This is a genomic window from Alteromonas halophila (assembly GCF_014651815.1).
In the GTDB taxonomy this organism is placed as follows: domain Bacteria; phylum Pseudomonadota; class Gammaproteobacteria; order Enterobacterales; family Alteromonadaceae; genus Alteromonas; species Alteromonas halophila.
This window is the reverse complement of sequence record NZ_BMXP01000002.1, coordinates 44,733-66,237: the sequence shown is the minus strand read 5'-3', so window position 1 is coordinate 66,237 and position 21,505 is coordinate 44,733. Positions and strand designations below refer to the sequence as shown.

Annotated in this window: 15 protein-coding genes; 4 read left to right on the top strand and 11 right to left on the bottom strand. The window is 52.0% G+C overall.

Features of this window, described 5'->3' with window-relative positions; all coding sequences use genetic code 11:
- Nucleotides 1-51 precede the first annotated feature (51 nt).
- The 8 genes from IE054_RS04310 to IE054_RS04275 all read right to left on the bottom strand — a co-directional run bounded on the left by IE054_RS04310 (nucleotide 52) and on the right by IE054_RS04275 (nucleotide 12,215).
- On the bottom strand, nucleotides 52-1,053 hold the full coding sequence (locus IE054_RS04310; protein ID WP_189403857.1) for a LacI family DNA-binding transcriptional regulator: 1,002 nt from the start codon (nucleotides 1,051-1,053) through the stop codon (nucleotides 52-54).
- A 48-nt stretch (nucleotides 1,054-1,101) separates the two neighbouring features.
- Nucleotides 1,102-2,436, bottom strand: a complete 1,335-nt coding sequence (locus IE054_RS04305) for a glycoside-pentoside-hexuronide (GPH):cation symporter (RefSeq protein ID WP_189403856.1) — start codon at nucleotides 2,434-2,436, stop codon at nucleotides 1,102-1,104.
- Nucleotides 2,437-2,460: 24 nt separating this feature from the next.
- A complete protein-coding gene (locus IE054_RS04300) occupies nucleotides 2,461-3,798 on the bottom strand; it encodes a GH1 family beta-glucosidase (RefSeq protein WP_189403855.1) in 1,338 nt (445 codons plus the stop codon).
- Between the two features lie 419 nt (nucleotides 3,799-4,217).
- Nucleotides 4,218-5,702, bottom strand: a complete 1,485-nt coding sequence (locus tag IE054_RS04295; protein ID WP_189403854.1) for a tryptophan halogenase family protein — start codon at nucleotides 5,700-5,702, stop codon at nucleotides 4,218-4,220.
- Between the two features lie 15 nt (nucleotides 5,703-5,717).
- Entirely contained in the window at nucleotides 5,718-6,725 is a 1,008-nt protein-coding gene (locus tag IE054_RS04290) for a cupin-like domain-containing protein (protein WP_189403853.1), read from the bottom strand.
- A 1-nt stretch (nucleotide 6,726) separates the two neighbouring features.
- On the bottom strand, nucleotides 6,727-7,437 hold the full coding sequence (locus IE054_RS04285; protein ID WP_189403852.1) for a SapC family protein: 711 nt from the start codon (nucleotides 7,435-7,437) through the stop codon (nucleotides 6,727-6,729).
- Between the two features lie 11 nt (nucleotides 7,438-7,448).
- On the bottom strand, nucleotides 7,449-9,023 hold the full coding sequence (locus IE054_RS04280; RefSeq protein WP_189403851.1) for a tryptophan halogenase family protein: 1,575 nt from the start codon (nucleotides 9,021-9,023) through the stop codon (nucleotides 7,449-7,451).
- Nucleotides 9,024-9,236: 213 nt separating this feature from the next.
- Complete coding sequence (locus IE054_RS04275) at nucleotides 9,237-12,215, bottom strand: TonB-dependent receptor (protein ID WP_189403850.1); 2,979 nt, start codon at nucleotides 12,213-12,215, stop codon at nucleotides 9,237-9,239.
- Nucleotides 12,216-12,839: 624 nt separating this feature from the next.
- Between IE054_RS04275 and IE054_RS04270 the strand changes: the two genes are divergently transcribed.
- The 3 genes from IE054_RS04270 to IE054_RS04260 all read left to right on the top strand — a co-directional run bounded on the left by IE054_RS04270 (nucleotide 12,840) and on the right by IE054_RS04260 (nucleotide 17,501).
- The gene (locus tag IE054_RS04270) at nucleotides 12,840-14,087 is read left to right on the top strand and encodes a sugar MFS transporter (protein ID WP_189403849.1); all 1,248 of its coding nucleotides are present in this window, start codon (nucleotides 12,840-12,842) and stop codon (nucleotides 14,085-14,087) included.
- A complete protein-coding gene (locus IE054_RS04265; RefSeq protein WP_189403848.1) occupies nucleotides 14,084-16,615 on the top strand; it encodes a glycoside hydrolase family 3 protein in 2,532 nt (843 codons plus the stop codon). The genes IE054_RS04270 and IE054_RS04265 overlap by 4 nt, the downstream gene beginning before the upstream one ends.
- Nucleotides 16,616-16,754: 139 nt before the next feature.
- Nucleotides 16,755-17,501, top strand: a complete 747-nt coding sequence (locus IE054_RS04260) for a sulfite exporter TauE/SafE family protein (RefSeq protein WP_189403847.1) — start codon at nucleotides 16,755-16,757, stop codon at nucleotides 17,499-17,501.
- Here IE054_RS04260 and IE054_RS04255 read toward each other — a convergent pair.
- The 3 genes from IE054_RS04255 to IE054_RS04245 form a co-directional block, all read right to left on the bottom strand.
- Nucleotides 17,476-18,408 (bottom strand): cation diffusion facilitator family transporter, encoded by a 933-nt coding sequence (locus tag IE054_RS04255; RefSeq protein ID WP_189403846.1) that lies wholly within the window; start codon nucleotides 18,406-18,408, stop codon nucleotides 17,476-17,478. The genes IE054_RS04260 and IE054_RS04255 overlap by 26 nt on opposite strands.
- An 86-nt stretch (nucleotides 18,409-18,494) precedes the next feature.
- Entirely contained in the window at nucleotides 18,495-19,265 is a 771-nt protein-coding gene (locus IE054_RS04250) for a TSUP family transporter (RefSeq protein WP_189404725.1), read from the bottom strand.
- 155 nt (nucleotides 19,266-19,420) lie between these two features.
- Entirely contained in the window at nucleotides 19,421-19,600 is a 180-nt protein-coding gene (locus IE054_RS04245; RefSeq protein WP_189403845.1) for a hypothetical protein, read from the bottom strand.
- 596 nt (nucleotides 19,601-20,196) lie between these two features.
- Here IE054_RS04245 and IE054_RS04240 point away from each other — a divergent pair.
- Nucleotides 20,197-21,408: an MFS transporter gene (locus IE054_RS04240; protein WP_189403844.1), complete on the top strand. Its 1,212-nt coding sequence runs from the start codon at nucleotides 20,197-20,199 to the stop codon at nucleotides 21,406-21,408.
- Nucleotides 21,409-21,505: the final 97 nt, after the last annotated feature.

Genomic DNA, 21,505 nt, shown 5'->3' with positions numbered 1-21,505 from the left:
TGAAATAACCCGGTAGCAATCTTATCGGCCGCATTTCGATAATCAACACAATTATTTTAACGCCCGCGACGAGCCTCGCACGATGAGTTCGGGCATTAAAATGTGCTTCATAGTCATCTGGTGATCGCCATAAACCTGATTCAAGATCCAGCGCGCAGCCATTGCACCAATATCACGCACCGGGTAGTTGACGGTTGTCAGTTTGGGGGTCAGATAGCTGGCGTAGTCAATGTTATCGAAGCCAATAACAGACACATCTTCAGGCACCTGCTTGCCCAGGTTACGCAACGCATTTATTGCACCTGATGCCATTTCGTCGTTGGCGCAGGCCACTGCGGTGTAGTGCATGCCGCGTTGGTGCAGGGTATTAATTCCGTCTTCACCGGAATGCGCCTGAAAGTTTCCTTCAACCATCAGGTCTTCATTGTAGTTAAGCCCGTACTCTGCCAGCGCCTTTTTATGGCCTGCCAGCCGGTTTTTACCATCGGCTTTAAACAGCGCACCGGCTAAATAGGCAATGTCACGGTGCCCCTGCTCAAGCAGGTGGCAGGTGGCCAGGTAACCGCCTGTCAGGTTATCCAGGCTGATACAGTTGGCACCGATTTTTTCGATATAGCGGTTCACCACCACTAACGGCACATCCTGGCTGGCAAGATCAATCAGGTATTCATCACTGACCGCTTCAACGTGCAGGATAAGGGCATCACAGCGACGACTGAGCAGCGCTTCGATTTCTTTTTTCTCCTGCTTCTCATCACTGTGCCCGGTAACCACAAACATGTGCTTATTGGCATCGCGCAGAACCTTCTCCGAGCCTGCCATCATAGCGCCGAAAAATGAGCCATGCAGTTCGGGCACCACATAGCCGACAGTATTGGTTTTGTTTGAAGCCAGTGAGGCAGCGATAACATTATGCCGGTAGCCTAACTTGGCCATTGCCTGCAAAACCTGCTGACGGGTCTTTTCTTTTACCGTATCGGTATTATTGATCACGCGCGACACCGTGGCAGAGGATACCCCGGCAAGCTCACTGACCTGTTTTATTGTCACCATTACTCTATTTCCCTGGCAGACTGCTCGTTTACACGCAGTCGCTGCCATTTATTCTGCTTTTTTCTCCAGCGTCAGCTGTTGCTGGATGTGATCGACTGTGTGGGTGTCCAGAATATACCAGCGCATGATAAGCGCAACAGCTGTGGATGCGATGGCTGGCCCAAAACAAAAGGATGCAACAATACCAGAGGCGACATCCTGACTGTACACACCGGCTTCGTAGCCGTGCAGAGCCAGCAACCAGCCTGCCAGCGCCCCTCCAACGGCAAGCCCTACCTTGATAAAGAAGACGACCGTGGAATAGGTCACGCCCGTCATACGCAAACCGGTTTTAAACTCGCCGTAATCTACCACATCGGCAATTTTTGCCCACAGCAAAGGTGTTGCCATTTGTAACAGCAAGCCCCACAGAAAGTGCAGTGAAATAGCAGGCAGCCAGGCATCTGCGGGAACAAAGTAATTGAGTACGCACACCAGCGCACTGGCCAGCTGCAAAAAGGTATAAACGCGTATTTTGCAATACCGGCGGGCCACCGGGTTGGCCAGGGCGCAGCCAATGATACTGCCCACCATGCCCGCTGTAACAAACAGCGTTGCGTCTTCAGGTCGCTGCAGGACGTATTTCACATAGTACAGCGCCAGCGTATTGCGCAGCACCATGCCTGTGAGCAGAACAATGGCAACCACACACAGCACCCGGCACTGATCGTTCTGCCACAATGCCTGAAGCTGCTGTTTATAGGGGCGGGGCGTTTCGTTGGAGGGCTTGACCCGCTCTCTGGTGCCAGCAAAACATAATAAGAACAGCAGCATACCTATCGCACTCATGACCATCATGGTGCGCTGATAGCCCAGCGCCTCGTCACCGTTACCGAAATACTCCACCAGCGGCAGCATAAACAGGGTCACAATCAGCCCGCCGCCCATGGCAAAGACAAACCGGTATGACTGAATAGAGACGCGCTCTGCTGCATCGGCGCTCATCACGCCACCCAAGGCTGAATACGGAATGTTGATGGCGGTGTACATCAGCATAAGCAGCGCGTAGGTGGCAAAGGCATAGATAAGCTTGCCATCGTCAGATAACGAGGGCGGGGACGTGAATGCCAGTATGCTGCACAAGGCGAACGGTAACGCCAGCCACAGCAGGTAAGGCCGGTATGCGCCCCAGCGGGTGCGGGTGCGGTCAGCCAGTGATCCCATCAATGGATCGGTCACCGCATCAAAAATCCTGACCACCAAAAACATACTGCCAACGGCTGCGGCGGGCAGGCCAACCACGTCCGTGTAGTAAAAGGTCAAAAAAAGCATGACTGTCTGGAAAATGAAATTACTGGCGGTATCTCCCAGCCCGTATGCCATTTTCTCGCGTGCGCTCACCATCGGGTTCACCCGTACGTAATCGTATTATTGTTGTCGTTTTGCCAGCATGTCGGTCAGTGCCAGCGCACTTGCCTTTAGCGTTCGCTGCTGGGTTTTATAATCAACATACACGATACCGAATCGTTTTTCATAGCCCAGCGCCCATTCAAAATTATCCATCAGGCTCCAGACGAAGTAGCCAGTGATATGCACCCCCTGTTTTACCGCACGGGTCACTGCATCCATATGTGACTGCAAATAGCGGATCCGATCGGTGTCATCCACGTGTCCGTCAATCAGATGATCATCACTGGCCAGACCATTTTCAGTAATGATCAACGGCGGCAGGGTATAATCCCTGTGCAGCTGTAAAAGCAAATCTTCCAGGCCATTTGGATAGACTTCCCAGCCCATCGCGGTTTTTTCACAGTCGTCAGGGGGCGGTAACAGACAGGGGTCCTCGCTGCCGTCGTCTTTAACCCGTGCGCGGGTATAGTAATTCACGCCCAGAAAATCAATCGGTGCGGCGATGATGGCCATGTCTTCGCCATGTATTTCTGGTTTGTGGGCATCAGGCAATTCTGCCAGTAACGCCGGATATTGCCCGTGAAGAATAGGGCGGATATACCAGTCATTAAAATGAATGTGCGCCAGTTGAGTGGCCGCGACATCCGCAGGCGCGTCACTGGCCGGATAAAAGGGCGTAAAGTTAAGTACGATGCCGCTTTCAATGTGCGGCACCTTATTTCGTAATACCCGCATTCCCAGCCCGTGTGCCAGAAGCAGGTTATGAATGGCTTTCTTGCCATACTCCTTACCGGCTTTGCCGGGGGCATGAACTCCCACTTCATAGCCAAGATAGGCGCTGCAATAGGGTTCGTTAAGCGTTGCGTAACTCGCCACCCGGTCACCAAAGGCCTCCACCACAACATTTACATACCGCTCAAAGGCGAAGGCTGTATCACGGTTTAGCCAGCCGCCCTCATCCTCAAGATATTGCGGCAGGTCCCAGTGGTACAGCGTGACATAGGGTTTAATATTGTTCGCATTAAGTTTGTCTAACAGCGCAATATAAAAATCCAGGCCCTGCTGGTTAACCGAACCATCACGACGCATCACGCGAGGCCAGCTTACAGAGAATCGGTAGGCATCCACATTCATCGCCACGACCATGTCGATATCCTGCGACCAGCGATTCACATGATCACAAGCCACCAGCCCATTGCTGCCATCGGCAATCTTACCGGGCGTTTTACAGAATGTGTCCCAGATACTCGGTTCCCGGTGCTCTGCACCGCCTTCAATCTGAAAAGAAGATGTCGCGACCCCCATCGTAAAAGACGGGTCGGCGAACGGGGAATCATGTTTAGCGGTTAACTCCATGACTATCGCATTCCTGCTTTTAACGATCTTTTCGGGGACCTGCCATCGCGCCTGAAACAGCGTGCTGACAAAATCAATCCTACAAAGACCGGTTCTGATAATGGATGCAATATTATCACGCCCTGTAAGCGCTTTCATTTATTTTTTACATTACATTTACAGGTGTGCATGAGAAACTACCCGGCAGCATCACAGATGCTCGCTTTCGTACCTGCTGCAGCCGGGTTTTCGTACAGTTACACTGTGTTCTTAAGGGGCACACACGTATTGAGGCACACTCTGCTGCCCTTTATTCAACGCAGCAAACGCAGTCACTAATCGCTGGTACCGCGAAGGGTGTTTTCACTCGATGATTGCCAGGCGAAGGGGCGAACAAGTCTATTGCCACTCAGGCTCAAAGCCTACTGCCTGTTTCCACGCTACCTGCCACAAAAGCGGTTCAGGTAGTCCTGATGCGGCGGCAGTTTGTCTACCGTACGATCAATCTGTTCGCGGATCTGCCCTAACAGTATTTCCAGCTCCTGACGACTCATGGTATCCACAATAGGATGATAGCTGCCTGGCATCAGTCCCTGACCAATCATCACCTGTTGCCAGGAATCATCAAACAGTTCACTGCCTTCTCTGAATACCCGTCCGCTCTTGGTAAACAGGTCAATGCGGTGGCGCAGCGAGTCGGGCACATCCATCTGCCGGCAGTGACGCCAGAACGGTGAGTCATTTCGGTTAGTCACATGGTAGTGCAGAATGATGAAGTCACGAATATGTTCGATATCAAAATCAACCTGACGGTTATATTCGGCCACGTCCTCCGGCACCACACCATTTGTAGGGAACATACGCAAAAACCGCACAATTCCCTGCTGAATTAAATGAATGCTGGTCGACTCCAGCGGCTCAAGAAAGCCGCTTGAAAGGCCAAGCGCCACGCAGTTACGGTTCCACTGCTTGCGCCGGCGACCGGTCCGAAAGTGAATAACCCGCGGGTCGTTGAGTGGTTCACCGTCAACACGCTGCAGCAGCGTATTTATCACGTCGTCGTCCGACTTATAGTTGCTGCAGAAGACCATGCCGTTGCCCACCCGGTTCTGCAACGGAATTCGCCACTGCCAGCCGGCATCATGCGCTGTGCATCGGGTATATGGCAGAGGATCACCCGTCGATGCGGTCTGTACTGCCACCGCGCTATCGCAGGGTAGCCAGTGCGACCAGTCCTCGTACCCGGTGTGCAGCGCTTTTTCAATCAACAGCCCTCTGAATCCGGTGCAGTCGATAAACATATCGCCTTCAATCACCTGCCCGTCATCCAGCGTCAGACTCTCGATAAAGCCATCCGCTTCGCGCAGTGATACGTCGGTAATTTTAGCGTCAATCCGGCGCAGTCCCTCGTGCTCTGCCAGAGAACGTAAAAAATCCGCGTAGCGAGTCGCATCTATGTGATAGGCGTAGTTCAGACCGTTTTTGGGCAGATGCGCGAAACGTCCTGCCTCAGCAGCCTTGCGTTCCAGACAGTAATCACCAAAGTCAGTACTTAGCCCTTCGTTCAGACCACGCAACCAGAAATCCTGAAAGCCCGCGGCCCAGCAGTCTTTGCCGGTCACACCAAAGGCATGTAAATACGCGTGATTGAGTTCTTTCCAGTCTTCAAAATTGATGCCCAGTTTAAAGGTGGCATTGGTGGCTTTCATAAACTCCTGCTCGTTGACTTTCAGCAGTTTATGAAAGAACACCAGAGTAGGGATGGTGGCCTCACCTACTCCGACGGTGCCAATCTCTGAGCTTTCAATCAGCGTAACCTCAACCTGACGGCCCAAAATACGGGTAAATGCCGCGGCCGCCATCCAGCCTGCGGTGCCGCCACCGGCAATGACAATGCGTTGTCTCTGTTTGTTTTGCTGGGCCATGCTTCACCCCCCGTATTAATGCTTTAAATGATTGACCAGCCAGGCTTTAAACTGGCGCACTGTATCTTCACTGAGATCCCCGAGCGGTCCACGCCGGTTTTCTGGAATATGACTGAAGCGCTCGCTGTCCTCGCCAAACACATAGTGATTAAACATGGCCTTCCAGGCCATGCGCTGCTGCTGTGGCAACTGATTAATCGTCACCAGCGCATGATAAAGCGCATTTTCAGAGCGACCCAGGTAACCCGGCGCATCCTGCCACCAGAAGTTAATCAGCAGGTTAATGCTGTGCTGCCCTTCAATATGGTGCCACCACATAGAAGGAATATATAAGGCATCACCAGGCACAAGCTCTACCGTCAGAGCTGCCTCCAGCGCCTGCGCAAAGCGGGGATATTTCTCAAAGTCCGGGGCCGCAAAATCGACCATACTGACCGGTTGTCCGGCTGGCGTCACATGCAGCGGGCCGACATACAGATTGTCCACCTGCTCAGGCGGAAACAGAGTGACTTTTCGCTTCCCCGCTGCCACACAGATAAGGTTGTCCGGCGCGTCATAGTGCGCGGCGATACGGCTTTTGTTACCCACCCACAGAGTAGCAAGCGGGTCGGCGCCAACCAGTGCAATCGGGTTGTCGCCGGTAAACCCGGGCAGACAGGCATCCACACTGGTTGAGCCGACATACAGTGAGTCGGCCTGAGGCTGGTCTGCGCGCGCCAGCAATGTGTTGAGTGCCTGCAAAAAGGGCATACGATGGCGGCTGAAATTAAAGCCTGACATATCCTCGTTATAAAACATTCTGCCATCACATTGATGCGGCAACGCCAGACAATCCACCGTTTTGCCCTGATCAAACTGCGCCAGGTAATCAACCAGCGCCTGATTAGACGTGGTTGCGGCCTGCACCACTGGCCAGTCAGCAACCAGACCGCGCAGGACGCGCGGCGACTGCCAGCTGCGCAGCGAAGATAGCAGCGCGCTGTCGTCGGGCAGTGGTGTCACTTGCTGGACATTCTGTACCATATCAGTCCGCCAGACGGGCTTTTTTCATTTTCACCAGGTTTCGCATCTGCGACATGGACGCCAGGATCATGTAAATCACTTCCAGATCGCCATGCTGTTGCAACTCTGCCATTTGCTCGCCGTTTAAGCCTCGCAGTACTTCCTCATTAATGGTGTAAAACCCAGACAGCCGGTGCGTGCCTGTATCCTCCAGATCAATATCCAGCACAAACGACTCAATCAGCGACAACGCATTGCAGCGCGCAATAAATTCACGGTGTTTGTCCTGACTCTGGTGCAGGGTACTGAGTACATTGGCAATATTATCGATGTAATCGCTGTTGCCGCCGTGTGGCAGAAATATCGCCTGCCCTTCATTCTCATTCACCCGGGCATCATCCAGATCGATATGAATCGACAGCTTGCTCTCATCCTGCTGATTACGGCCAATCAGAAACGGGCCCTTCTCGACCACCAGCGGTCTGTAATCGGCCAGCCATTGCTCATTTTCAATAAACAGGTTTTCGTCCTTCTTAAAGCCCAGCAAGGCTACCAGCTGATAGTCGCCGTCCGGGTTCTTTGCAAACATCAGCGGATAGTGTGCCTGCGCGTGTCTTGCCTCAACCGGAAACACCGGTACACACATCAGGTTATCGCCATAATCCGGTCCGTGGGCATCACGGACTCTGAGGGCTTTGTGATCAACATTGTTAAGCAACACGTGGTTTGCCATATCGACTCCTGTTAGCGGATTGTCAGTGCTTCACCGTTGTGAAGCGCGTTGATAAAGGCTCTGTTTTCCGGCAGGCCACTCCGCTGCTGTTGTTTTCGTTGTTCGTTAAGTTTCAGAAAGTGTTCTGTTTGTGCATCTGTGCGTGAGGCAGGCTGGCGCAGTGTACCGGTAAACTGCATACCGTAGAGAATGTACTGATAGCTGGCAAGCGGGAAGATTTCATCGTTATACATAAAATCGTTCAGAGATGCTGGGCGCTCGCGCCATTGTGTCAGCCAGTCCTGTAACTGCAACGAGGCCGATGACAGGTCTCGCATATCGCGCCAGTACTGACTGTCTTCACGCCTGCTGAGCACATAATGAAGTTTCAGAAAATCAATTATGCGCTGCCATTTGGCATTAAATACCTGATTAAAGTGCCGGGACGTAGCCGCCATGGCTGTCATTGTGCTGGGCAGTTGCCTGGCAATATGGCTTGCCGACAGTTCTATCATCACCAGCGCTGAGGCTTCCAGTGGCTCAAAGAAGCCGGCCGAGGTGCCCACGGCCACGCAGTTATTAACCCAGGTTTTCTGCCGGTAACCCGGTGTGAACCGGATTTCACGAATGGCGTCTTCCCGGACTGACGCGGTCTTCTCATCGGCATTCAGATAAGCAAGCAGGGTCTTTGCCGCTTCATCCGTGTCGCAATGTGCTGCACTGTGTACATACCCCACGCCTTTGCGGTGTGGTAAGCCAATATCCCAGATCCAGCCGCACGACTGCGCCGTTGAAAGTGTGGCCGAAGCAATAGGCACCTCATCAGATACATACGGCGCCTGCACCGCCAGTGCGCAGTTATTGCAAAGGCTTTGCTCGACAGGGGTTTGCTCAATACCATAGTGCTGACCTATGAGACGGGCGGCAAAGCCGGTACAGTCAACAAACAACTCACCGTCGATACGCTGATGTTTACCCACCAGCGCCGTAATATTGTCAGCCTCATCGGTCTCAATCGCGTCAATGTGCTCACGAATATGCCTGACGCCCAGGTTTTCAGTGCAGTGACGTTTGAGTAAATCAGCAAATTTATTGGCATCCAGATGATAGCCATAATTGGCTACAGCCGCATATCCTGGCGTATGGGGTTGTTTAGGTGCACGGTGTTGCTGACACAGCATGACCTGCGTTGAAAACAAATCGGCAAAGGCGGCATCCGGGCGATGATGCTGCCACCAGGCGGCAATATCGGCTTCAAAAAAGCCTGCGGGTAAATCAAACGGATGGTAGTAGGTATCAGCCGCATTGTTGCGATGCCAGCGATTAAAACTGGTGCCCTGTTTAAACGAGGCATCGCACTCAAGCATAAACGTGCGCTCGTCGATACCAATTTTTCGCAGCGTATCGCGCATGGTAGGCCAGGTACCTTCGCCCACGCCAAGAATACGCACATCCGGCGACTCCACCAGCGTGACTGACAGCGCAGGATTGTCTTTGACATTGTGCTCAGCGGCGATGATTGCCGCGGTCAGCCAGCCCGCAGCACCGCCGCCAGCGATGACGATCGAATTTACAGGTGTAGTTGTCTGAGGCTCTGCCTTTGTCATTATTCCGCTGCCGCTACGATTCTTGTTTCAACGCTCAATATCAACAGGTAAAAGCGCTGCACTGGGTGAGTGTGCGCCCGCCGGTCAGCAGGTGCAAACACCTTTACCTATTGATACTGTTTTGCATGCGATTAACTGTACCTTGCATTAAAAGAAAAAGCGCTGCTGTATCACTACAACAGCGCTTTTGGCTAAACTACAGCTTCCGGGACACTAGAAGCTGTAACGCGCACCAATATTGTAGCGCGGCTCTACATCGTACACGCCAATCAGCATGTTTGGATGACGGCCATGAGTACGCTGGTATTCACCGGTGACATTAATGCCTTCGACAAATACCTCAAGATCTTCGTTGACCTGATAACGCACATTGATGTCTAACTGATCGTACGCCTCGTTGTAAATGGGGTTCGCCAGGCCGTTACCGTCAAAGGTGTTAACCAGGAACTTATCACGCCAGTTCCAGGCAGCACGCACTTCCCACTGCTCATTCTCGTAAAAGAGGACCGCGTTTGCAGTGTCACTTAACCCTCTTAGTACAAACTGAGTTTCACGACTGTAGTTATCGTACTCTACGTCACCTTCGACAATGGTATAGTTCAGAATCACACCAAAACCAGTGTCGTTAAACAGATGTTGTACGGCGAATTCCCAACCATCTATCGAGCGGGTATCTTCAGAGTTAACTGCCTGATTTACGCGGATAGGCAGTAACGGATCTTCACCATCAATACCGACAATCAGGCCTTCTGCATTCACATAACCCTGATCAAGGAAGTACTGACGTATGGCTGCATCATCAGTTGTCCCAAGTGCTTCAGCAGCCTCCTGGTAACGTGGTCCACCAAACGGTGTAGCAATATCAAACAGTGTATCTGTGTAAGAGTCTGTACCAATGAAATTTTCAACTTCTTTGTCAAAATACGCGACCGACAAATAACTACCGTCCCCGTAGTAGTATTCAGTGGCAATATCGATATTTGTAGACTCGAATGGTTGCAGATTAGGGTTGCCCGAAGTACCTGTACCTTCGTCACGTCTAGCCAGCTGGTTAACTGTCAGACCACCCTGAATATCACTATAACCGGGACGTGTAATTGTTTTGCTGTAAGATGCGCGCAAGAACAAATCTTCCTGAAGCTCCATTTTAAAGTCTACCGAAGGCAGTAAATGGTCGTAACCACCTTCCAGGCTGGTGTTGGTATAGCCTTCATCCAGTACGCTGTACTCGTTCGCAGCGGCCCACGCTAGCCCGGTGATTCTGGGAACCTGAGCGGTAGAATCTACCGACGTGTCCTCATAACGTAGCCCTACCGACAACCACACCGGCATTGTCGCTATATCAAACTCCATATTTGCCTGCGCATATGCAGCCCATTGGGTTTCTTCAATTACCCGGTCAACCTGGTAATTTGGATCCATACATAATTCAGTTCCGCACGGACCAAGGTCATCACCGTTGGCCACAGCAACCGCAGAAATCGCGCTTAGGAAATCCTGCATGGAAGATGCATAGTAGAAAGGTTCTAAATCATCGCCATTGCTGCCCAGGGTGTCATCGAATTTGCCGGGCAGGTCTTCCTGCACGAAAATGTCATCCGGGTAGTCTTCCGGGCTGCCATAGCCGCCCCAAGTATCACGTTGTGCAACAGAATACGCTGAACGGTTTTTCACCTCTATACCCGACAGGCCAAAATCAATACTGGTGACAATGCCTGTGTCGAAGTAATAGTTACCACGGAATTGCAGCTGTTCGATTTCCGCTTTCATGTAACTGTTTCGAAATGACGTTCCTGATGTAGACATACGAGCAGGATTTAGCCCTTCTACTCCGTCGGCGTAGGCAATATCCATAACCGGAAAGTCTTGTGAATAGTCAACTTCAGTTAGTACACGGTCGAATTGCACACCACTGATGACATTATTGCTGCCCAGATTATTTCCCGGACCTGCTTCTGCCTGAGAATCGTGGTAATCAAGTTCCAGCGTCAGGTTGTCTGTCGCCAGCCATTCCACGTTAAAGCCCAGTGATTTATTTTCGTTGAAGGTTTCATAATCACTCGTGCCTAATCCAATATCGCCAGCTGCGCCGGGCGCTCCGCCGGCACCGGTCGCATCTGCAAAAATTACCGGTCCTACGACAGAGCCTGCCTCATTAGTTCCTTGCGTATATTCACCGTATGCTGCGGCACCATTAAACCAGGTTGAAATCTGCTGGCGCCTGGTTCGGGTCTCTAATTCAGAGTAGGTATAATCTAACGTCGTTGTAATGTCGTCAGTTGGCGCGTATTGCAGTGTCAGCTGACCATTTACACGGGTACGCCTAAACTCATCAATATTGTAGGCCAGGTTCTGTGGAATGGCATAAAGGTCATTGGGTCCAGGGTAGTTTTCAAAACTCCCATCACGTGGTAGAGAATTCCAGTCACCGCTGTCACCATAAAACGGAATCCAGCCATTGCCTGTTTCGGCACTGTTTACGCCAGCATCGCGATCCTGGTAAGCGCCAAATATTTGAATGCCAAAGGTATCGTCGTTGAATGTCTGACTATAGATACCCGAGACTTCAGGAGTAACAGAATCGCCCTCTTCGGTCGACTGATCAATCACCCCTTTCGCGCCCATGATGGCTTTAAAGCCAGGGTTACTTAGCGGCTTTGCGGTTACCAGGTTCACGGTTGAACCAATACCACCGGTAGGTTGTGACGCCAGGCTGGTTTTGTAGACTTCGACTGCCGACACGCCTTCTGATGCCAGATTGGCAAAATCGAAAGAACGTGACGACGATGCGCTGGTCGCTTCTATGTTGGCGGCTGGCATCTGACGGCCGTTGAGCGTTACCAGGTTATAGTCAGGCCCGAAACCCCGTACAGTAATTTTACTGCCTTCGCCGTTACTGCGGTCAATCGCCACGCCCGTAATACGCTGCATAGATTCCGCCAGGTTGGTATCGGGGAATTTACCGATATCCTCAGCAGAAATAGCATCGACAACGCCCGACGCCGCTTTCTTTGTCAGCATAGATTTGGTCAGACTTTCGCGGATACCACTAACTTCGATGACTTCAAAGTTCCCGGCTTCCACGTCCTGGTATTCAGTTTCCTGCGCAAGTGCAGGCATTGTCGCCATTGCACCCATGATCAGCGACAGGCTGGTCGCTAATCGTGTACGTCTAAACGTCTTTGTTTTCATGTGATACCCCAGCCATGGTTGAATGTTGGTAAGCGGCAAAGGCCGGAAATGCAGAGCTAGCTGCCAGCGCTTTGCAACGATCTTACGCCTCGATCATCCGTTTCACTTTTTGAAATTGTATTATTGTTATTGCCGACAAAAAGCACGGGCAAAATTGGAAGCGCTTACAAAATCACAACAAAAAGCTGTAAGCGCTTTCATCACAAGATACTAGAACAAGAATGTAATGCAAGTGTTTTTAACTTGTTAAGCAACCTGTAACCGTTCATATGTACACCTCACAACATACAATTTAGTCAACATTCTGGATTATAAACAGTTATGACAATCTGATTTCTTACCACATCAATAATTAATTAAAGTTAATAAATTCAAAAGGTAAGATGAGCTTTTAAATTTTTAGTAACCCGTCGCGAGTCTGTCAGGACAATACAACATCACTCTAACATTCAGATCATCAATGTAACCATAATTTTGTAAGCGCATTCAAAAATAAAATGTAAGCGCTTGCATTTTGTTCGTAGCCGCCTATACTGACCAACAACTTTTTAACAACTGTGGCACGTGCAGAGTGCCTGTATGGCTTCTGCGAATGACTACTTCATCAGATTAAGGCAAGCGTATATGGACACCCAAGCGCAGACGTCCTCGCCGTCCAGACCTTCAACGTCTCACTTTGCCCTGTGGACACTGACATCACTGTTCTTCATGTGGGGCTTCATCACAGCGATGAACGATATTCTTATCCCTCACTTAAAAGCCCTGTTTGAGCTGACTTATACAAAAGCGATGCTGGTACAGTTTTGCTTCTTCGGCGCCTACTTTCTAATTTCTATCCCAGGTGGCCGGCTGGTCAGTAAAATTGGTTATCAGCGGGGTATTGGTGTGGGTCTGGTTACCGCTGCAATAGGTTGCCTGATGTTTATCCCTTCCGCTTTCCTTGTGCAGTACTGGATGTTTCTGACATCACTGTTCGTTCTTGCATCAGGGGTCACCATTTTGCAGGTAGCCGCTAACCCGCTGGTCACAGTCATGGGGCCGGCAGACACGGCAGAGAGCCGCCTGACCATGACCCAGGGGTTTAACTCGCTGGGCACCACCGTGGCGCCCATCATTGGTGGCATACTGCTATTCTCTTCCGTCGAAGGTGGTGAATCAGTGGTGCAGGCCGAAGCAGTGATCGCCCCTTACCTGGGCCTGGCGGCAGTACTGATTGTGATGGCCCTGATCATGGTCAAGATTAGCTTACCGAAACCTAAAGACGATGATGTCGACTTACCTACCGACACAGACAGTTCGGTGTTAAAGCATCGTCACCTAGCGCTGGGCGTGCTGGGTATATTCAGTTACGTTGGCGCCGAAGTCGCAATTGGCAGCTTTCTGGTCAACTACTTTGGTATGGACAGCGTGATGGGGATGACCGAAGGACAGGCCTCTACCTACATTGCCTACTACTGGGGCGGCGCCATGGTTGGCCGCTTTATTGGTGCTGTCTTAATGCAGAAAGTAAAGCCAGGCCGTTTGCTGGCCTTCAATGCGATGCTCTCCTGCATCCTGATTATTGTCTCGGTTACCGGCAGCGGCAGTCTGTCTATGTGGTCTATTCTGGCGGTTGGCTTATGTAATTCCATCATGTTCCCGACCATCTTCAGCCTTGCGCTGAAAGGGCTGGGTGAACAAACACCGCAGGGCTCAGGCATGTTATGTCTGGCTATTGTCGGCGGTGCCATTGTGCCGCTTATTCAGGGTGTCCTGGCGGATACCATCGGTTTACAGCTCTCGTTCCTGTTACCCGTTATTTGCTACATCTACATCGCCTTCTACGGTCTGGTTGGCTCGGTTCCGGTTTCTAATAAGGAGAAATCTGTATGAGGTTTCGTCTCAAACACTCGCTCACTATGATGACCAGTGCACTGCTGCTGACTGCGTGTCAGCAAAGTGCAACAGACAGCATTGACAATACCGCTGCGCAGCCAGCATCTGCGGCCACTGACGTGCCCGACTACTGGCCCGAGGTGACATATGAAACAGCCAACCGTGAGGCTGTAGAACAACAGGTTGACGCACTGCTTGGCGAAATGACACTTGAGCAAAAAGTGGCGCAGCTTATTCAGCCTGAGATCCGTGAAATATCAGTGGAAGATATGCGTAAGTACGGCTTTGGCTCGTACCTTAATGGCGGCGGCGCCTTCCCTAACAACGATAAGCAGGCCTCGGTCGACGACTGGGTGGCACTGGCTGAATCACTCTACCAGGCCTCCGTTGATGATTCTCTGGATGGCAGCAGCATTCCAACGATGTGGGGCACCGATGCGGTGCATGGGCACAATAATGTGATTGGTGCCACGCTGTTTCCTCACAACATTGGGCTGGGCGCTATGCGCGACGCCGAACTGGTAACCGATATCGCCGAAGTGACAGCACGCGAAGTGCGTGCTACCGGAATCGACTGGATTTTCGCCCCAACAGTGGCGACGGCGCGAGATGACCGCTGGGGTCGTACCTATGAGAGTTATTCTGAAGATCCGGATGTCGTAGGTGCTTACTCACGGGCTATCGTCACCGGGCTGCAGGGTGATATCAGTGACGGCCAGATTGACGGTGAACATGTAATTTCCACCGTTAAACACTTTATTGGTGATGGCGGCACGGAAGGCGGTGATGATCAGGGCAACAACCTGGCCAGCGAAAAAGACTTATTCGAGATCCACGGTCAGGGCTATGTGCATGGCCTGAACGCGGGTGCGCAATCGGTAATGGCATCGTTCAACAGCTGGCATGGCAAAAAAATTCACGGCAGCCGGTACCTGCTGACTGACGTGCTAAAAGAGAAAATGGGGTTCGACGGCTTTGTTGTCGGTGACTGGAACGGCCATGGCCAGATTGAAGGCTGTACCAACGCCAACTGTCCGCAGGCCATTAATGCCGGCCTGGATGTATACATGGTGCCCACCAGCGACTGGAAACCGCTGTACGAAAATCTTATTGCCCAGGTTAAAGACGGCACCATTTCACAGGCGCGGCTGGATGATGCCGTGCGTCGGGTGCTGCGGGTAAAAGTACGGGTTGGACTGTTTGAGCAGCCTTCGCCAGCTAACCGCGCACTCTCTGCCGATACCTCTGTCATCGGTGCGCCGGCACACCGCGAAGTAGCCAGAGAAGCCGTGCGTAAGTCACTGGTTATGCTGAAAAACCAAAATAATTTGTTACCTCTCTCTCCGGATACACGGGTGCTGGTGGCCGGCGACGCGGCACACAACATTGGTAAGCAATCGGGCGGCTGGACCATTACCTGGCAGGGTACCGGTAATAAGAACAGCGACTTCCCTGGCGCAACCTCCATTTATCAGGGCATAGAATCTGCGGTTACTGAGGCAGGCGGTACAGCCGTGCTGTCGGAAGACGGCAGTTTCTCAGAAAAGCCGGATGTGGCTGTTGTTGTGTTTGGTGAAAACCCATACGCAGAAGGGAATGGTGATTTGTCGAACCTGGAATACCAGCGCGGCGATAAAACTGATTTAGCGCTGCTGGAATCATTGCAGGCAGAAGGGATCCCGGTTGTCTCTGTCTTTATTACCGGCCGTCCGCTATGGGTAAATCCCGAGCTGAATGCCAGTGATGCCTTTGTGGTTGCCTGGCTTCCCGGCTCAGAGGGACAGGGCGTCGCTGACGTACTGTTTACCGGCGCCGACGGCACCACGACTTACCCTATGCAGGGTAAACTGTCGTTCTCCTGGCCCGCGACGCCGACCCAGATCGTGAACAAAGATGATGGTCAGAAGGCACTTTTTCCTTACGGCTACGGCCTGAGCTATGGCGATGACGATCCGTTATCTGCGCCCTTACCAGAAGATGCCGGAGCGGGGAATGAACTCATCCTCAGTCATGATATATACGTGCGTAACCTGCAAAAACCCTGGCAGCTGTCAGTAGAAGATGGCAGCGGCACGGCGGTGATGAGCAGCAGTACACTGACCACCGACCATGTTCGTGTTCGCACGTCTGATCGCAAGGTACAGGAAGATACTCTGGATATTCAGTTCACCGGGCCCGCGACTGTGCGCTTTGGCTCGCAGTTCCCGGAAGATTTACGTGACTATGCCACCCGTAGTGGCGCACTGGTCATGGACGTGAAACTAGCCAGCACCTCGACGCCGATCATGCTGGGTATGGGCTGCGGCAGCAACTGCAGTGCCGCGCTGGCACTGAGTGATTACGCTACATCTACCACTGACTGGCAGACCGTCGTGATCCCCACTCAGTGTCTGCAGGATGCCGGGGTCGCATTTGCGGAAGTATTTTCAGTGCTGGAACTGACCAGTGACACGGCCACATCGCTGCGTCTGTCCAATGTCCGTATTGAACCGGATGTCGACGCACCGGGCAGCTGCAGTAACTAAGGTTGCCGTGTTGATGGCCGGTCCACCTCTCTCTTCCTGAGGCCTTAAACGCTGACTCGATTCGGGTCGGCGTTTTCTTTTTACTAACGCATACCGTACACTGCGCGCTGTTTTACCAATACCACCTTGCGCGAGTCAGATGTCAGCTGAACTAATAATTACCCTGTCACTGCTGCTTAGTGCGGCAACCATTATCCAGTCATTAACCGGATTCGGATTTGGTTTGTTCGTGATTGCCAGCGTCACCCTGTTTACCGCCATACCGGTCAGTACGACTGCATTTTTAATCAGTGCGCTAAGCCTGGTGAATGCCGCTGAGCTGGCGATTCGCCAGCGACAGCATATACACCGTCGCATGGTGGTGTGGGTGCTGGCTCTGGGGCTGCCAGCTATCGGTCTGGGCTTTTGGCTGCTGGAGTGGTTGTCAGGTCAAAACCGGCAAATGCTGATGCTCATCCTTGGGGTATGCATTATTGTTTGCAGCGCACTGTTGCTGATCAAACGAAAAGGCCTCAATCGCGAAAGCCGTGGCTGGCAGTTTGGCGTCGCAGGGGCGATCGGTGGCATTCTGGGCGGCCTGTTTTCGACGTTCGGGCCACCGGTGATTTTCCAGTGTTACCGCCAGCCCTGGACAATAGAGCAGGTTCGCGCCACTCTGCTGGCAATTTTCAGTATCTCGGCCATTGCCCGTCTTGCCATGGTGCCGTTTGGCACCATCCCTGATACTGCCACACTCTGGTACACACTAGCCGCTATTCCACTGGTGATGCTGTCGACCCGCTTTGCCCGTTATCTGGCAACCTTCATTGCAGCCAGCCATATTCGTACAATGGCTATAATAATGCTGTTTGCCAGTGGCATCAGTCTGATCCTGAAGGCGCTGTAGCCTGTTCTGGTGTTATACCGTCTGGCTCATCCCGACACGGCTCGCCGGGCATCTCAAACTCTATGGTGGTGTGAGCCAGATCAAACGGCGCCAGACGTGCTGAGACGGCTGATTTCAGCGCTCTTAACTGCTTACTGTCGGCGTCTTTGTACAATACAAGATGAGCAGTCAGCACATGATGCTCCCCGTCGAGCGACCAGAAGTGCACATGGTGCAGCTCAGCCACTTCCGGAATGCTTTGCAGAGTATCTCGGATTTCAGTTTGTAAGGCGGGGTCCGGCGCACCCTGTAAAAACAGCTTAATGGTTTGCAGCGCGTAGCGAATCACATTGATAAGAATGAACGCCGTGAACCCTATCGACAACAGGGGATCCAATACAGGCCAGGAATAAAACTGCAGCACAATGGCAACAATAAGCACCGCTACCCAGCCCAACGCGTCTTCCAGCAGGTGCCAGTTCAGTACTTTTTCGTTCATGGTGTGGCCGCCATGAAGCTTATAGGCCGCCACGCCGTTTACCACAATACCAAGCAGCGCCAGGCCAATCATTCCTTCAGTGACGGGCATCTGCGGATCGAACAGACGGGGGATCGCTTCGGTCATGATCCAGACTGAGCCGAAAATCAGAATAACGCCGTTGATCAGCGCGCCCATCAGACTCAGTCGCTTAAACCCGTACGAGTAACGGTCATTTGCCCGGCGATGACCCAGTTTACTTAAGATCCAGGCCAGTCCAATAGACAGCGAATCCCCCAAGTCATGCACGGCATCAGCCATAATGGCCACACTGTTTGTCAGCCAGCCACCAATAAATTCAATGATAGTAAATACAAAATTCAGCCAGAATGCCCAGCCGATTCGTTCGCTGTCTGTGTCATCATTGTGCCCGTGATGGTGTGCGTGCACGTCGCCCCTCACTTATCACTTTTATGTTGTCTTTCACCTTAGCACAGGTGTGAGATATACGCGGACGTAGTGGCCAGTTGTCAGATTTAAGTTAAGGACAGCAGCGCATCGACAAGTAACCGCAGCGCAAGCAGCGTAATCACCAGTTTGAATAACAGCACGAATCGCTGCAGCGGAATTTTTTGCAGAACATGCAGGCCAAGCCAGGTACCCAGCGCGCCGCTTACAATCATTGCGCCAATCAGTCCGGCCCATTGCCAGAATGAGAAACCGATAAAGGTAAATACAAAGGCTTTGAGGACATTCTGAACGGTCATACAACTGGCAAACGTTGCGGTAAGCCGCAGCTTTGTATTCTGGCTGCGATGCACAAATGCTGCCACCAGCGGTCCCGTCGCGCCAACAAACATAGTGATCACAGTGGTAGTTAAGCCTGCCAGAATTCTGCCAGACGTACCCGTATTCTGTGCTTTCGGCTTGCCGCCCCACACCAGAAACAGGATAAAGCCTGCAACAGCCACCTGAATAAATAGGAGCGGTAACTGCACGACAATAAAACTGGCCAGGATCGCGCCGAGCAGCGCACCAATGGAAAAGTAACACAGCAGTTTCACATCAATGTGCGACCAGGTCATCAGTGCCCGGTTTGCATTAGAGCCAAGTTGCACCAGACCATGCACGGGGATCAGTGCCGACAGTGGAACGACAGACGCCATCACAGCCAGTAGCAGCATGCCGCCCCCGGCGCCAAGAGTCGCCGTTAACAGCGAGGTCAGCGCCGAAAGCCCTATCAGCAGTATCGCGGTAGACGCTGATATTTCGCCTCCAGCGGTCAGAATTGTCAGCAGGGGGTCCATGGTGAAACGTGCACTCAAAATACGCCTGAGATAAAGCGTACGTTACTTTGTATGTCCAGAAAAGCCGCATGGCTGTGCAGAAGTTCGTCAGCCTTTCACTATCGTGTATACGGCGGCCGGCACCACATTAGCGATCGTGCCCGGGTCGTTACGTTTCAATAGGTTTTCGGTGTTTTCACCACAGGCTGAGAGCGGCGCGTCAGTGCGATCCAAAATATCATTTCAAACATCACACCCAGGAGCACAAAAATCACGATACCTGCATGCTGCCCCATCGCGTAGCATGCAACGGACGCGACCAGACAAAACATAATGGCAATGATTCGGTACAACATACGCACCTCCACATATAAACATCAGAGATCGTTAAGTATGGTTGCTGAGCGCAAAAAGTAAAAATAAATAAACGTAACTAATCGTATCCAGACAAGCGAAGGATACACAGGCTGGCCTTTCTTTTCAGGGTGTCTGAAAAATACGACACACCAATGTGAAAAATGTTCTCAGTCCTCAATATCCTACCGACCTGCGCGCATACCACACCACCCCAAACACTTATATTTTTTTCTTATTTTACAATTACTTAAATTAGAAACTTCAATTTCAGACCGGGCTGGCACAGGTTTCGCAACCTATTAATTGCAAATGAGTAGTAATCAGGAACTTCATGTGTGTTTCCCCTGATTCATGTGTGGGCTATCCGACGCGGTAGCCATTCGAGGCGCATCCGGGCCTGACCTGAATGCAATGGTTAGCAATATGCTAACAGCCTCTCCCTTCGAAGACCCTCAAACGGTCTTCACAAACCTCTGATATTTTGCCCGCCTTATTGGCGGGCTTTTTTTTATCAGGCTATGTTACACTTTCGGCCGTATTCTGGCCTCAAGCCGCCAAAATACGTTGTCTTTTGAATCTTCAGGTTTTCTTTATCATGGCATTCCGACTCTTATTCTGCGCTCTGCTGGCTACGGCTATTGGTCAGAGTGTCATGCTGACAACGCTGCCCTCTCTCGGCAGAGATGCCAGTCTGAGCGAGTTTCAGGTCGCTGTCATTATGTCCAGTTCAGCCTGTATCTTTGCGCTGGGCACGACCTTCTGGAGTCGGTTTGCGCGCCGACACGGCTTTAAACGCACACTAATGATGGGGCTGACCGGCTACACGCTGGGTACCTTGTTGTTTGCTGGCATGTGGTCGCTTGGTTATCTCAACATCCTGTCGGGCACTGTATTGTTCGTAGCTTTACTTACAGCGCGAAGTCTGCAGTCAACAATCATGTCAGCAACGCCGCCTGCCGCAGTGGGCTATGCCATTGCTGTGAGCTCACCGACTGAGCGGGTCAAGGCGATAAGTAAAGTAACCTCGGCCAATAACCTTGGTCAGGTGGTGGGTCCGGCCTATGCTGGAGCACTGGCCAGCTTTGGATTGCTGACGCCGCTTTATTCCATTGTCCTGCTTACCTTTGCGGCATTGTTATTGATTTGGGCAAAGCTCCCCCCCTTGCCTGGTCAGGCAGCCGTTCCGGACACTTCGGAGAAACCGAGTGGTCGGGCGGGGGCAGTACGTCGTATTACACCGGTGATGATTGGTGCCTGTGCCAGCCTGTTTTGTGCCATGGCTATGATGCAGCAGACCCTGGGCTTTTTCTTTATCGACGAGTATGGCTACTCTACGGTCGCCGCCGCGCAGCATGTGGGATTTGCCATGATGAGTATGGCCATTGCGTCACTTACTGTGCAGTTTGGCGTCGTTCAGCGTAGTATTTTCAGGCCGCAAAGCCTTATTTATCTGTCTTTGCCACTGATTGCTGCGGGCTACCTGTTAATGTATATACATCAGACGCTTACAGTACTATACATCGCCATGGCAATACTCGGAACCGGCATGGGCATGGCTTATCCGTCAATTGCCGCCGTCGCGACCAGTTACTGTGACCCGAAGCGTCAGGCGACGGTAACAGGTATGATCACCGCCTCACCGGCAATGGGCTATATCGTCGGACCGCCAATAGCGGCACTGCTGTATGGCCAGACAGAGCGTTTGCCGTTTTTATGTGCCAGTGGCTTACTGATTGGCTTTTCATTGTTGGTGCTGGGCGCTTTGCGTCAGGCATCAGTGGCCCAGCGATCTGACCGGCCAGACTAACTCCCTGTCCGTTATCAGGGCATTACCGCATCAAATGTAGGCTGCGCTGGATATGGACCGGATTCCCACTCAGCATGCGAGAGCTTCCCGGATACAG